We start from the raw sequence: 13,983 nt of genomic DNA, 5'->3' as shown, positions 1-13,983 counted from the left end.
ATAAGATTTTGATATTAGGGTAATAGGTATTACTTTTGCCCTATTATAATTATTATAATTTAATCAAATTAAGTATGAAACATCTTAACAAATTATTCGTTGCTATGCTATTGTTAGCTGGTTTTAGCTCACAAGCTCAAGACAGCAACAACCCATGGGCAATTACCTTTGGTGTTAACGCTGTAGACACTAGAGTTAGTGCTGCTTCAAAATTGGAAGATCAATTTTCACAGTTTTTCAATGCTCGTGACAATTGGAATATCTTACCTGCCGTATCTTTTGTAAACGTATCAAAACATGTTGGCGGTAACTTCTCATTCGGTATTACCGGATCTATCAACAAACTTACAAGATTCGTTTTGCCAAGAGTTGGTGAAGGACCTTATGAGGTAGTTAATCCTGGAGACATCAACTATTATGCAGTTGACGGAGTTATCAACTACAGCATGATGAATTTACTTAAATCAAAAACTATTGATCCTTCATTACATGTTGGTGGAGGTTACACTTGGTTAGGTGATGTAACTAGTGCTGGTACCGTTAATGCTGGTTTAGGCTTAACTTACTGGTTCAACGAAACTGTAGGTTTATCATACCGTGCTACTTACAAACATTCTTTCGAAGATGTTCGTGAAGATATGCCATCTCATATGCAACACTTTGCAGGTCTTACTTTCAAATTTGGTGGATCTGACAAAGACGGTGACGGAATTTATGACAAAGATGATGCTTGTCCTGAAGAAGCTGGTTTACCACAATTCAAAGGATGTCCTGATACTGATGGTGACGGAATCGAAAACAGCAAAGACTCTTGTCCAGATGTAGCTGGTCCTGCCGAATTTAACGGTTGTCCTGATACTGACGGTGACGGAATTGCTGATAACGTAGACGCTTGTCCTGAAGTAGCTGGTTTGAAAGCTTTCGGTGGATGCCCTGACACTGACGGTGATGGTGTTCAAGATAAAGAAGACAAATGTAAAGACGTTAAAGGCCCTAAAGAAAATGGTGGTTGTCCATGGCCGGATAGAGATGGTGACAAAGTATTAGACAAAGATGACAAATGTCCGGATGTTGCTGGTACTGTTGCTAACAATGGTTGTCCAGAGGTAACTGAAGAAGCTATCAAAAGATTAAATGACTACGCTAAAACTATCTTGTTTGACAGTGGTAAAGCTTCTTTCCAACAACAAACTTTCCCGGTATTACAAGCTATCACAGCTATCTTAAAAGAGTATCCAACAGCTAACTTCTCTATCGAAGGTCACACTGACAGCGATGGTAAAGATGCTACTAACCAAAAATTATCTGAAGACAGAGCTGCTGCTGTGAAAAACTACTTAGTAGAAAACGGAATTGCTGCTTCTAGATTAACTTCAGCTGGTTTCGGTGAGTCAAAACCAATCGATACTAACAAAACTAAAGCTGGTAAAGCTAACAACAGAAGAGTTGAAGTGAAATTAGTAAAATAATTTCTCCTTAAAATATCTCAGAAAAACGCTCCGAAATTCGGGGCGTTTTTTTATTTTTATGCTATGTCAAAACCAACTTTTCTTCATAAACTGGCTCAGGAAATTTTAAAATCCCATTCCAATACACTATTGGACTTAGTGGTGATTTTACCCAACAAAAGAGCCAAAGTCTTTTTGTTAGCCGAATTAAAAAAATCCGTTTCTGATAACATCTTCGCACCTAACATTATCAGTATAGAAGACTTTATCCAAGACATAGCCGGAATACGTTCAATTGACAGCGTTGAACTGCTTTTCGAGTTTTACAACGTTTACCTTTCGGTGACAGAAAAAGAACAACAAGAATCTTTCGAATCCTTTGCCAACTGGGCCAAAACCTTATTACAAGACTTTAACGAAATCGATCGGTACCTGCTGGAACCCAACAAGATTTTAAAATACCTCGAAAACATCAAGGAAATTGAACATTGGGCAGTGGCTGTTGAAAAAAGAACTGACCTCATCGACAATTACCTCCGATTCTGGAAAAAACTGCCGGAATACTATCATGCCTTATATACATATTTACTTGATAAAGGTTTAGGTTACCAAGGCTTAATTTACCGTGAAGCGGTTCAAAATTTAAATCACTTTTCCGAAAACAATAACCAGCAATTTCTATTTGCCGGTTTCAATGCGCTTAACCAAGCCGAAGAGAAAATCATCCAACACCTTTTAGCTTTAGATGTAGCTAAAATATATTGGGACATAGACGAAACCTTGCTGCACGATACTTTTCATGATGCAGGTTTGTTTCAGAGAAAATTCAAATCAGAGTGGATTCACTATAAAACCCATCCATACGAATGGATTGTCAACGATTTTACCGAAGCCAAAAACATTCATGTTATTGCGACCTCAAAATCAATTGGTCAAGCCAAAATTACGGGGAGTATTATCGAAAAATATGCTGCCGAAAACAACGCCAATCTTCAAAATGTAGCAGTCGTTCTTGGCGAAGAAAATCTGCTCTTGCCCTTATTACACGCTTTACCCGAATCGGTGAACGCTCTCAACATCACCATGGGATTTTCCAGCAAGAACAATCCGGCGCAACTATTGATTGCCAAATTATTCAAGCTGCACACCAACGCGCTTTCCAGAAACGGGGAAAGTTATGTGATGTATTACAAAGATGTCATGGATATTTTAACGCATCCGCTTATTGAACCTTATGTTAACGCAAGCGGATTGGTCAATAAAATCAATAAAAACAATTACACTTTCATCACCCATAAAAAAATCACAGAATTACAAGCCGAAAGCAATGTGCTTTTTGAGATGTTGTTCCGAAAATGGAATACAACTTCCGTAACAGTGTTGGAGAATTTATCTCAAATTCTACTGCAAATTAAAGCCCATTTAAGCCACGACAACGAAGAGGAAAAAATTACCAATGCCTTTGTGTACTCGGTTTATAAAGTCATCAATAAGATGATTACCTATTTCGAAAACCACACAAACATCGACGACATTAAAACACTACAAGCCATTTACAAGCAAGTCATCGACGTGGCCGATGTTTCCTTTGAAGGCGAGCCGCTGAGTGGTTTGCAAATTATGGGTGTATTGGAAAGCCGCGTGCTCGATTTTGAAACCGTGATCATCACTTCCGTCAACGAAGGGAAATTTCCCGCCGGTAAAAGCACCAATTCGTTCATTCCTTATGATGTTAAAAAAGAATACGAATTGCCGACTTACAAAGAAAAAGACGCCATTTATACTTACCATTTCTATCATTTATTGCAACGCGCCAAGAACATCTACTTGCTATACAACGCGGATAGCGAAGGATTTGACGCCGGTGAAAAAAGCCGATTCATTACGCAATTGGAAGTCGAAAAACAACCGAATCACAACCTGACTTTTCAATATTTCAATCCTGATGTACCAACAATCGCATACCAACCGATGCTGGTGCCGAAAACAGATAGCGTCATAGATCGTTTAAAAGAAATTGCGAGCAATGGGTTTTCGCCTTCTTCTTTAACGACTTATATTCGCAATCCGATACAATTTTATATGCAAAGGGTTTTGCGCATTTCCGAAACCGATGAAGTAGAGGAAAACGTAGCCGTCAATACGTTGGGAACTATCATTCACGGCACTTTAGAAGAGTTGTACAAACCATTTATCGGGCGATTGTTAACCACGGCTGATATTGAAAGTTGTTTTCAAAAAATAGATGCCGAAGTGTTGCACCAATTTAAAGAAGTATACAAAGAAGGTGAAATCAAAAAAGGCCGAAACCTCTTGGCGTTTGAAGTGGCCAAACGCAATGTGTACAATTTTCTGAAATTGGAGAAAGCGGCTTTAGAAAATGGCGATCAAGTACAAATTATCGCCCTGGAACAAACCTATGAGCGCCTTTTAGAAGACAATCGTTTACCGATTCCCGTATTGATCAAAGGAAATGTAGACCGTATAGAACTTCGCAACGGTAAAATCAGGATTATCGATTACAAAACCGGAAAAGTCGAACAAAAAAATGTCACTTTAAAAGATTGGAAAGGCCTAACCGAAGACATCAAAAACGATAAAATCATCCAAATTTTGGCTTATGCCTTTATGTTTGAAAAAGAAACCAAAGGCCTTGAAATGGAAGCCGGCATCATTTCTTTCAAAAACCTAAACGCAGGCTTTTTGCCGTTTACTTTCAAACCGGAAAAAGAAGCCCAATCGGTTATCAATGCCGAAGTAATGAAAGCTTATTTGGAAGAAATAGTAGTTTTATTGCAAACCATTTTCAATCAAGACATTGCATTTGAGGAAAAAACAAATTAACCTTTGACAGTTAATTACACCTTCTTTAAAAAACCCAACATCGCTTGCAACAATGCCGCCTCGTTCTCAATGTGGCTCATGTGACCGTCGGGAAATGTAATGAGTTCGACTTTAGTTTCTTCAATTTGGTCGATGTTGTCATCGTATAAAAGCACGCCATCCTTTTTACCCAAAACCAACTGCATCGGATAAGGCGCAAAATGCAATATCACTTCTCGGTCTTTGCGGATTTTCATGCCTTCTAAAGCAGCGACTATACCTTGCAATGGTGTTTTCAAGGCTTGTTCTTTTACCTTTTCGATGGTATCTGCCAAACGTTCGCGGTTTTCTTCTGCAAACAAATTGGCTATAGACATACGGACAAAAGCCGTATAATTTTGCTTTACCGCTACAATCGCCCGATCTCGGTTTGCTTTTCGCTCATCGCTGTCGGCTCTGGATGTCGAATTCAACAAAAACAAGCCTTTCATATAATCGGGATACAATTCGGCGAAAGCCAAAGCCACATAACCGCCCATGGAATGCCCAACCAAAACCACTTTGCGAATTTTTAAATGTAACAACAAAGCATACAGCATATCCGCTTGGTCTTCCATGGCGTGGACATAACCCAAACATTCGGTTTCTCCGTGACCTAATAAATCAACGGTAATCACGCGGTGCTTTTTAGAAAGTTCGGGCACAAAGTTGTCCCACATAGTTTGGTTTTCCAAAAAACCGTGTAATAACACCACTGCCGTGCCTTTGCCTTGGTCGGTGAAAGAGATTTTAGTGTTTTTGTATGTAATGGTTTTCATCGTTACAAAAATAGTTTTTAAACCATATAAGACATAGAAGTTTCATATGAGAAAACTTAAATAATCTTATATGACTTATATGGTAAACAAAAACGACCCGCAACTGCGAGCCGTCTTTCCCTTTATTTCTTTTGCCTATTCCCTTAATTAGGAATTCATCAAACTCTCAATTTCTTCCACGGTAATCGGGATATTTCTCATTAAGTTAAAAGGCTCTCCTTTTTCTTGAATCACTACATCGTCTTCAATACGAATTCCGAAACCTTCCGCCGGTATGTAGATTCCGGGCTCCACCGTGAACACCATATTGGCTTGCATTGGTTCGTACAACAACCCATAATCGTGCGTGTCTAAGCCCATATGGTGTGACGTTCCGTGCATAAAATATTTTTTATAAGCCGGCCAATCGGGATTTTCGTTTTGAACGTCGGCTTTGTCGATTAAACCTAAGCCTAACAATTCGGAAGTCATGATTTTACCAACTTCCACATGGTATTGTTTCCAATAATTGCCGGGAACCAACATTTTCGTGGCTTCGTCTTTCACGCGCAAAACCGCATTGTAAACCGCTTTTTGTCGGTCGGTAAATCTCCCCGAAACCGGAATCGTTCTAGTCATATCGCTGGAGTAATTCGCGTATTCAGCGCCAACATCCAACAATAATAAATCGCCGGCCTTGCATTGTTGGTTGTTTTCAATATAATGCAACACATTGGCATTGCTTCCTGATGCGATGATTGGCGTATAGGCAAACCCTTTGGAGCGATTTCTCAAGAATTCATGAGCAAATTCAGCTTCCACTTCGTATTCCATCACATTCGGTTTCACAAAATTCAAAACCCTGCGGAATCCTTTTTCGGTGATGTCACAAGCTTTCTGAATCAAATCCAATTCTTCACTTTCTTTCACGGAACGCAAACGTTGCAAAATCGGATTCGACTTCTCTACTCTGTGCGCCGGATAGTTTTCTTTCCACCATTTCACAAAGCGTGCTTCGCGAGTTTCGGTTTCAATCACAGCGCGGTAATGTTCATTGGTATTGATGTACATCGTTTCGGCATAGGCCATCACTTCTTTCAAAGTTTTGTGGAAATCCTGTAGCCAAATCACGGTTTTAATCCCCGAAACCTCGAACGCTCTTTCTTTGGTTAGCTTCTCGCCTTCCCAAACCGCTATGTGTTCGTTGGTTTCGCGCAAAAACAACACTTCTTTCAAGTGCTCGAACGGCGCATCGGGAAAAAGCAATAAAACACTTTCTTCTTGGTCAACGCCCGATAAGTAAAAAATATCGCGGTGTTGTGCAAAAGGCAAAGTACTGTCGGCTGAAACCGGATAAATATCGTTAGAATTAAAAACCGCTACACTGTTGGGTTTCATTTGCGCGGTGAATTTGGCTCTGTTTTTTACAAACAAATCGCGGTCTATCTGATGGTATTTCATTTTTAGACAATGTTAGATTATTAGATATTTTAGACTTCTGGAAAGAAGTTTTTCAAAATTACGGATTAGTCCAAAGCAATTAGTAGCCAAATGGCGTTATTTTTGGTTAGCCGATGTTTTTTCGAATGCGGCTCATGTGGCGATTGGAGATCCCAAGAAAAGAAGCCAAGTAATGCAGCGGAACTTCTTGTAGTAATTTGGGTTCGGTAGCTAATAGTTTTTTATAACGTTCTTCCGGCGATAACGTGAGTAAATCGATGCGATAGTCATCGATCAACATGATTTGTCTTTCGATTAAATTGTAGTAAAACTGATGAAACGCTTGGTTATTCATCAATAAATCCTTGAAGTTTTCCAAATCGATTACCCAAAGTTGGCAATCGACCAAAGCTTTGATGCTTTTTCGCGACGGAATCTTGTTGAGAAAGCTATTCAGCGATGAAGTAACCGAATCTCGTAAGGCTAAATAAGTAGTTTTCTCTTCAGCTTCGACTACAATGGCATGTTGTAAAATCCCGCTTTCCACAAAACAGAAATAAGGACAAACTTGGTTTTCAGCGACTAAAAGTTGGTTCTTTTTTAAAGCTAATACCGAAAATCTATCGACAATTTCATCTAATTCAGACTCTGATTGCAGGATATTATCATCTGCAAACTGACGCAAATACGCTAAAAAATCCGAGTTGTCGTTTTGTGTTTTCATGCCTTTAATGAACTACAAAAATATTCTTTTTAGCTTAGGTTTTTTTATTCTATTATTAATGAATATTTTTAAACAAAAATCACCCGATGAAAAAAATAGTGTTAATGATGGTCGTAATGTATGGCTTAACTTCGGCAGCTCAAGACAAAAAGGCCTACCAACTTTTTGATAAAAATGGCAAAAAAGTAAAATACGGAAAATTACTCAAAGCAGCCGAAAAAGCGCAAGTGGTTTTGTTTGGCGAATACCATAACAATGCGGTGGTACATTGGTTACAATTAGAATTAACCAAAGATTTGGCAGAGAAAAAGCCTTTGATTTTAGGCGCCGAAATGATAGAAGCGGATAATCAAAAACAACTTGATCAGTACCTAAACGGAGAAATTAATCAGAAAAAATTAGACTCAACTGCGCGTCTTTGGCCCAACTATAAAACCGATTATAAACCCTTAGTCGATTTTGCCAAAGCCAAAAAACTGCCTTTTATTGCTACTAATATCCCGAGAAGATTTGCATCGATGGTGTCTAAAAAAGGATTTGAAGCATTGGAAACCTTAACCGATGAAGAGAAATCCTGGATGGCGCCTTTACCGATGCCTTACGATGAAAACTTGCCTGGTTATGTGAACATGATGAAAATGATGGGCGATCATGCGAGTCCGAATATGCCGAAAGCCCAAGCGAGCAAAGATGCTACGATGGCTTATTTTATTCAGAAAAACTTCAAAGAAAATTCGGTTTTCATCCATTACAACGGTTCGTATCATTCGGATAACTTTGACGGCATTTGTTGGTATTTGAAAAAATACGCGCCGGAAGTTCAAATTTTAACCATTGCGACTATCGAACAAAGTGATTTAGAAAAAATTCCGGCAGAAGAACACAATAAAGCCGACTATATTCTCGTTATAGATGAAGATGTAACAAAAACACATTAACATCGTCTTAACATCATCAATCAAAATCAACCGAGGCGACTTGCTTGGAGCGCAGCGGAAAAAATCAAAAAATCATGAATAAAGTAATTGTTGTTTTACTCTTCCTAATCGCCGGACTACCGTTTTTTTCGTGTAGCAGCGATACTGCTGAAGAACCAATGTTGATCATCAAATTCAAATTTGACGAAAATCAAGTTCGCTTGAATAATTTAGGCCAACCATCGGCAGTTGCGCCCGGGAATGCGGCCCAATCTCCGATTTTCAATGCCATTTCATCCCATTACATAGAATTGGCACCGAATGCCAACACCCAATTGGGCGCCGGAACCATCATTTACCACGCTCCGGAAACCAATTTAGGCGGTGCTACAGCTATCGATTTCAGTCGCTCTAAAATTGTGGGCGAAGATGAAGTATTTTTAAAAATTCCGTTGCGAGATGTTGCCGCCGGTAATTACGAATGGTTGCGAGTGTCTTTGTCTTATCAGAATTACCAAATTAACATTCGCCATCAAAATGTGGATTACGCCGGAACTTTGGCCAGTTTTGTTGGGTTTAACACTTACATCACCGAGTTCAATATCGGCAATAATCTTTTCCCGGTTAATGCTAATAAAGCGCAAGGTTATTGGGCTTTTGCTTTGAACAACCAACCTTATTCGGCTTCCGGACAAGCTCCGGCAGGTTCTACCACGGTTCCTAATCCGATAGAAGCCACGTCGCCTATTCCGAGAAACTTAAACACTTGTGTGGTGACTGGAAAATTCACCAACAACTTAGCAATTAGCGGTAACGAAACCCAAGATATCATAGTAACCTTGTCCCTTTCTGTCAACAATAGTTTTGAATGGCACGAAATTAACGCCGACGGCAAATTTGAACCTTCCATTGGGGAAAATGTGGTGGACATGGGATTGCGAGGGTTGATTCCTAGCTATGTTCGCTAGTTTTGTTTAAGTTTTTGAGCCTCAAAAAGCCTTTTAAACAGTTGAAAATCAACAACTGTTAAACTCACTTTAAATTCATTATAAATTACAGCGAAAAGGTTGTAGTTATATGCAAATAGCCTTATTTTTGTGTGAATTTTTTAAACAATTATACACAACATTATGGCAAAATCTGCACTTTTAAAGTCGTCCATTGTAAAAAAATATTGGATGGCTCTTACAGGTTTATTTTTATGCTTGTTTTTAGCGGGTCACTTAGCAGGAAATCTTCAATTAATTTTTAGCGATGCATCAGCATTTAACAAGTATGCGTTGTTCATGACCACTAATCCGGCAGTAAAAATTCTTTCTTACCTAACTTACATTTCTATTCTTTTTCACGCAGTTGACGGATTCATGTTAACCTATCAAAACGCCAAAGCCCGTCCAATAGGTTACGCTAAAAACAACCCTTCCAAAAACAGTAGTTTTTCATCGAGAAACATGGCGGTTTTAGGAACTTTGATTTTGGTGTTTATTGTAACGCACATGGTGAACTTTTGGGCAAAGATGCATTTCGATGAAAAAATGCCTTTACAAACCATAATCGTAGAGCAAATGGGCCAAAAAATGGAGTATTATGTTACTACTGATCATGGTAAATACTACCCTGCTGATCCGGCACAATTGGGACAAATGGGATTAGAAATCAGAAACAAAACCGAATTTTACAACAAAGAAGTTAATGTGAAAATGGGTGAAGGGTACAAAGATTTACACAAAATCACCGTGGCCTTTTTCAAAGATCCGAAATTCGGCTTAATCGCAACTATCGCTTATGTTGTGGCTATGCTTGTATTGGCTTTCCACTTGTTACACGGATTTCAAAGTGCATTCCAATCACTTGGGTTGAACAATCCGAAATACACCCCGCTAATCAAAGGCTTCGGAAAAGCATTTGCTATAGTAGTACCGCTACTTTTTGCCGCAATTCCGGTTTACATTCACTTTTTTCTAAAATAATCAACATCAGTATACATCATGAAGTTAGATTCTAAAATACCAGAAGGTCCAATAGCAGAAAAATGGACTAACCATAAAAACCACTTAAAATTAGTTGCTCCGAATAACCGCCCTAAAATTGATGTGATTGTAGTAGGAACCGGATTAGCCGGTGCTTCAGCTGCGGCTTCTTTAGGTGAAATGGGCTACAATGTAAAAGCATTTTGTTTCCAGGATTCTCCAAGAAGAGCGCACTCTATTGCTGCTCAAGGAGGAATCAATGCTGCGAAGAATTACCAAAATGACGGCGACAGTACTTACCGTTTGTTCTACGACACCATCAAAGGTGGAGATTACAGAGCTCGTGAAGCCAATGTTCACCGTTTGGCAGAAGTTTCAGCCAATATCATCGACCAATGTGTGGCACAGGGTGTACCATTTGCTCGTGAGTATGGCGGAATGTTAGACAACCGTTCTTTCGGAGGAACACAAGTACAACGTACGTTTTATGCTGCCGGACAAACCGGACAACAATTGTTGTTGGGTGCTTATTCAGCTTTATCTCGTCAAGTCGGATTAGGACGCGTTCAGATGTTCAACCGTCACGAAATGTTAGACTTGGTAAAAGTGGACGGAAAAGCCCGCGGTATTATCGCTCGTAATTTAATCACAGGAGAATTAGAAAGACATTCGGCTCATGCCGTAATCATAGCTTCCGGAGGATACGGAAATGTATATTTCCTTTCCACCAACGCGATGGGAAGTAACGTAACCGCTGCTTGGAAAGTACACAAAAGAGGGGCTTTGTTCTCCAACCCTTGTTTTGTACAAATTCACCCAACCTGTATTCCGGTTCACGGCGTAAACCAATCGAAACTGACTTTGATGTCGGAATCATTGCGTAACTCAGGAAGAATTTGGGTACCGAAGAAAAAAGAAGATGCCGAAGCCATCAGAGCCGGTAAATTAAAACCAACACAATTAAAAGAAGAAGACCGAGATTATTTCTTGGAAAGAAGATATCCGGCATTCGGTAACTTAGTACCACGTGACGTGGCTTCAAGAGCGGCTAAAGAGCGTTGTGACGAAGGTTTCGGAATTGAAGCCAACGATACCAACGAAGGGGTTTACTTAGATTTCTCCACCGAAATCCAAAACAAAGGTAGACAAGCGGCTTATGCCCAAGGAAACCACAATCCTTCTGCTGAGGAAGTGACCAAATTGGGTAAAAAATGGTTGGAAGAAAAATACGGTAACCTTTTCGCGATGTATGAAAAAATCACCGATGAGAATCCATATGAAACGCCAATGAAGATTTACCCTGCCGTTCACTACACTATGGGTGGTGTTTGGGTAGACTATAACTTACAATCCAGTATTCCGGGTTGTTTCGTGGCCGGTGAAGCCAACTTCTCGGATCACGGTGCAAACCGTTTAGGGGCTTCTGCCTTGATGCAAGGATTGGCCGACGGTTACTTTGTATTACCATACACCGTTTCTAACTACTTGGCTGATGAAATCAGAACCGGGAAAATCTCAACCGATTCTCCTGAATTCGCAGAAGCCGAAGACAGCGTAAGAGCTTCTATAAATAAGTTTTTAGGCAACAACGGATCCAAATCAGTCGACCATTTCCACAAGCGTTTAGGTTTAATCATGTGGAATAAAGTAGGTATGGCGCGTAACGAAAAAGGTTTGAAAGAAGCTATTGCAGAGATCGCCGCCTTAAAAGACGAATTCTACAAAGAGGTTTACGTTCCGGGTAGTGCCGACGAATTAAACCCTGAATTGGAAAAAGCACTTCGCGTGGCCGACTTCATGGATTTAGGACAACTAATGGCTATGGACGCATTACAACGAAATGAATCTTGTGGTGGTCACTTCCGTGAAGAATACCAAGATGCAGAAGGAGAAACACTTCGTGACGACGACAACTTTGCTTTTGTAAGCGCTTGGGAATACATGGGCTACGACATCAGCAAAGAAATGCTTCACAAAGAAGAATTGAAATACGAGTTTATTAAAATAGCCGCTAGAAACTACAAATAATTACATTATGTCTGCAGCAAAAAACATCAATATAACCCTTAAAATTTGGCGTCAAAAAAACGCTAAAGCCAAAGGTCAAATAGAAACTTATAAATTAGATAATGTTTCTACTGCCAGTTCATTTTTGGAAATGTTAGACCAATTGAACGAGCAATTAATCAACGAGAAAAAAGAACCGGTAGCTTTCGACCACGATTGTCGTGAAGGTATCTGCGGTATGTGTTCTTTATATATCAACGGTCGCGCACACGGTCCGGATACCGGAACTACGACTTGTCAGTTGCACATGCGTAAATTCAACGACGGCGATACCATTTACATCGAGCCTTGGAGAAGTAAAGCCTTCCCGGTAGTGAAAGATTTAGTGGTAGACCGCAGCGCGTTCGACAGAATTCAACAAGCCGGAGGTTTTGTATCGGTAAACACTTCAGGAAGAACCATCGATGCCAACGCAATTCCAGTACCTAAACACGATGCAGACCGCGCTTTCGAAGCCGCTGCTTGTATCGGTTGCGGTGCTTGTGTGGCGACTTGTAAAAACGGATCTGCTATGTTATTCGTAGGAGCCAAAGTATCACAATACGCTTTGTTACCGCAAGGAAAAGTAGAAGCCACCCAACGCGTCTTAAACATGGTACGCCAAATGGACGAAGAAGGATTCGGAAACTGTACCAACACCGGTGCCTGCGAAGTAGAATGTCCAAAAGGCATTTCTTTAGAAAACATCGCACGCATGAACCGCGAGTACTTAAAAGCCAGTTTGAAGTAATTCAAATCAAAATTGTCACCCTGAGCGCAGTCGAAGGGCAAAACGCATTCATTGATTTGGATGCGTTTTTTTATGGCGTTCCCTCGTAGTGATTTTGCAAAACACAACGAGGTCAGGCTTTCCGCAGTACAAGGTACTTGCTCCACACGAGCGAAGCGACTGCCGAAGGAATCCCTAACGCAAACTCTGCTGTAAAAAATGTATATTTGAGTCATACAACTCGACTTATGAAAACGTATTTCACCTTCTTACTATTACTGACTTCACTTTTTAGTACCGTTTCAGCTCAAAAACTAAGTTTAATGACCTACAACATTCGCCTAGACCTGGCTTCAGACGGCGAAAACGCTTGGCCTAATCGCAAAGTGTATTGGGCTTCGCAAGTAACTTTTTACGAACCGGACATCTTCGGCATCCAAGAAGCCTTACCACAGCAAGTAACTGATATACAAACTTTGTTGCCTAACTATAACTACATCGGTATTGGTCGTGACGGTGAAGGCAAAGGCGAATCATCCAACATCTTTTACTTAAAAGACCGATTCCAAATACTGCAAGAAAACACTTTTTGGCTATCGGAAACTCCCGATAAAATCTCCAAAGGTTGGGATGCTGCGCTCAATCGCGTTTGCACTTACGGACTCTTCAAAGATCGAAAAACCAAACAAACCTTCTGGGTTTTCAATACCCATTTGGATCACATGGGTGAACTGGCAAGAACGAATTCCATTCTTTTAATTCTGTCAAAAATCAAAGCATTGAATATCAAAAACTATCCTGTATTTTTCATGGGTGACTTCAATACAGAACCTAACGAAGAACGCATCATCAACTTAAAAAAGGAAATGAACGACAGTCAAGATATAGCCAAAACCAAACCATTCGGGCCAAGCGGCACCTTTAATGGCTTCCGTCACCAAGAAGCGGTAACCAAACGCATTGATTACATCTTTCTTTCTAAAAATAATCCGTTCACTGTAGAGAAATACGCCATTTTAAGTGATTCAAAAGACTTAAAATATCCTTCAGACCATTTACCGGTTTACATTGAACTCAAATTTTAACAA

11 protein-coding genes are annotated in these 13,983 nt (G+C 40.0%); 8 read left to right on the top strand and 3 right to left on the bottom strand.

Annotated elements, in window-relative coordinates:
- Positions 1–74 precede the first annotated feature (74 nt).
- Positions 75–1,469: an OmpA family protein gene (locus SK086_RS03165; RefSeq protein WP_324689674.1), complete on the top strand. Its 1,395-nt coding sequence runs from the start codon at positions 75–77 to the stop codon at positions 1,467–1,469.
- Between the two features lie 63 nt (positions 1,470–1,532).
- Positions 1,533–4,292, top strand: coding sequence for a PD-(D/E)XK nuclease family protein (locus SK086_RS03160; RefSeq protein WP_324689672.1), 2,760 nt, complete (start codon positions 1,533–1,535; stop codon positions 4,290–4,292).
- Between the two features lie 14 nt (positions 4,293–4,306).
- Here SK086_RS03160 and SK086_RS03155 read toward each other — a convergent pair whose 3' ends face one another.
- The 3 genes from SK086_RS03155 to SK086_RS03145 form a co-directional block, all read right to left on the bottom strand.
- Complete coding sequence (locus tag SK086_RS03155; protein WP_324689670.1) at positions 4,307–5,089, bottom strand: alpha/beta fold hydrolase; 783 nt, start codon at positions 5,087–5,089, stop codon at positions 4,307–4,309.
- A gap of 147 nt (positions 5,090–5,236) precedes the next feature.
- On the bottom strand, positions 5,237–6,529 hold the full coding sequence (locus tag SK086_RS03150; protein WP_324689668.1) for an aminopeptidase P family protein: 1,293 nt from the start codon (positions 6,527–6,529) through the stop codon (positions 5,237–5,239).
- Positions 6,530–6,635: 106 nt separating this feature from the next.
- Positions 6,636–7,232 carry a Crp/Fnr family transcriptional regulator gene (locus tag SK086_RS03145; protein WP_324689667.1) on the bottom strand — a complete coding sequence of 199 codons (597 nt, stop codon included), beginning with the start codon at positions 7,230–7,232 and terminating at the stop codon, positions 6,636–6,638.
- An 86-nt stretch (positions 7,233–7,318) separates the two neighbouring features.
- On the opposite strand from SK086_RS03145, the gene SK086_RS03140 reads away from it, so the two are divergent.
- The 6 genes from SK086_RS03140 to SK086_RS03115 all read left to right on the top strand — a co-directional run bounded on the left by SK086_RS03140 (position 7,319) and on the right by SK086_RS03115 (position 13,980).
- A complete protein-coding gene (locus SK086_RS03140; protein ID WP_324689666.1) occupies positions 7,319–8,170 on the top strand; it encodes a ChaN family lipoprotein in 852 nt (283 codons plus the stop codon).
- A gap of 74 nt (positions 8,171–8,244) precedes the next feature.
- Positions 8,245–9,117 (top strand): hypothetical protein, encoded by an 873-nt coding sequence (locus tag SK086_RS03135; RefSeq protein ID WP_324689664.1) that lies wholly within the window; start codon positions 8,245–8,247, stop codon positions 9,115–9,117.
- A 162-nt stretch (positions 9,118–9,279) separates the two neighbouring features.
- Positions 9,280–10,119 carry a succinate dehydrogenase cytochrome b subunit gene (locus SK086_RS03130; protein WP_324689663.1) on the top strand — a complete coding sequence of 280 codons (840 nt, stop codon included), beginning with the start codon at positions 9,280–9,282 and terminating at the stop codon, positions 10,117–10,119.
- 18 nt (positions 10,120–10,137) lie between these two features.
- A complete protein-coding gene (locus SK086_RS03125; RefSeq protein ID WP_290876351.1) occupies positions 10,138–12,147 on the top strand; it encodes a fumarate reductase/succinate dehydrogenase flavoprotein subunit in 2,010 nt (669 codons plus the stop codon).
- 7 nt (positions 12,148–12,154) lie between these two features.
- Complete coding sequence (locus SK086_RS03120) at positions 12,155–12,916, top strand: succinate dehydrogenase/fumarate reductase iron-sulfur subunit (protein WP_290876353.1); 762 nt, start codon at positions 12,155–12,157, stop codon at positions 12,914–12,916.
- 227 nt (positions 12,917–13,143) lie between these two features.
- Positions 13,144–13,980, top strand: coding sequence for an endonuclease/exonuclease/phosphatase family protein (locus SK086_RS03115; protein ID WP_324689661.1), 837 nt, complete (start codon positions 13,144–13,146; stop codon positions 13,978–13,980).
- Positions 13,981–13,983 lie beyond the last annotated feature (3 nt).

Source organism: Flavobacterium cheonhonense (genome assembly GCF_035671315.1).
In the GTDB taxonomy this organism is placed as follows: Bacteria; Bacteroidota; Bacteroidia; order Flavobacteriales; family Flavobacteriaceae; genus Flavobacterium; species Flavobacterium cheonhonense.
Note: the sequence above shows the minus strand (reverse complement) of the source record. Positions and strands in the feature narration are given on the sequence as shown.

What these genes read in the sequence shown, in the direction of transcription:
- SK086_RS03155 (WP_324689670.1), bottom strand. Translation starts at nt 5,089, where the DNA reads ATGAAAACCATTACATACAAAAACACTAAAATCTCTTTCACCGACCAA.
- SK086_RS03115 (WP_324689661.1), top strand. Translation starts at nt 13,144, where the DNA reads ATGAAAACGTATTTCACCTTCTTACTATTACTGACTTCACTTTTTAGT.
- SK086_RS03130 (WP_324689663.1), top strand. Translation starts at nt 9,280, where the DNA reads ATGGCAAAATCTGCACTTTTAAAGTCGTCCATTGTAAAAAAATATTGG.
- SK086_RS03150 (WP_324689668.1), bottom strand. Translation starts at nt 6,529, where the DNA reads ATGAAATACCATCAGATAGACCGCGATTTGTTTGTAAAAAACAGAGCC.
- SK086_RS03120 (WP_290876353.1), top strand. Translation starts at nt 12,155, where the DNA reads ATGTCTGCAGCAAAAAACATCAATATAACCCTTAAAATTTGGCGTCAA.
- SK086_RS03165 (WP_324689674.1), top strand. Translation starts at nt 75, where the DNA reads ATGAAACATCTTAACAAATTATTCGTTGCTATGCTATTGTTAGCTGGT.
- SK086_RS03135 (WP_324689664.1), top strand. Translation starts at nt 8,245, where the DNA reads ATGAATAAAGTAATTGTTGTTTTACTCTTCCTAATCGCCGGACTACCG.
- SK086_RS03160 (WP_324689672.1), top strand. Translation starts at nt 1,533, where the DNA reads ATGTCAAAACCAACTTTTCTTCATAAACTGGCTCAGGAAATTTTAAAA.
- SK086_RS03125 (WP_290876351.1), top strand. Translation starts at nt 10,138, where the DNA reads ATGAAGTTAGATTCTAAAATACCAGAAGGTCCAATAGCAGAAAAATGG.
- SK086_RS03140 (WP_324689666.1), top strand. Translation starts at nt 7,319, where the DNA reads ATGAAAAAAATAGTGTTAATGATGGTCGTAATGTATGGCTTAACTTCG.
- SK086_RS03145 (WP_324689667.1), bottom strand. Translation starts at nt 7,232, where the DNA reads ATGAAAACACAAAACGACAACTCGGATTTTTTAGCGTATTTGCGTCAG.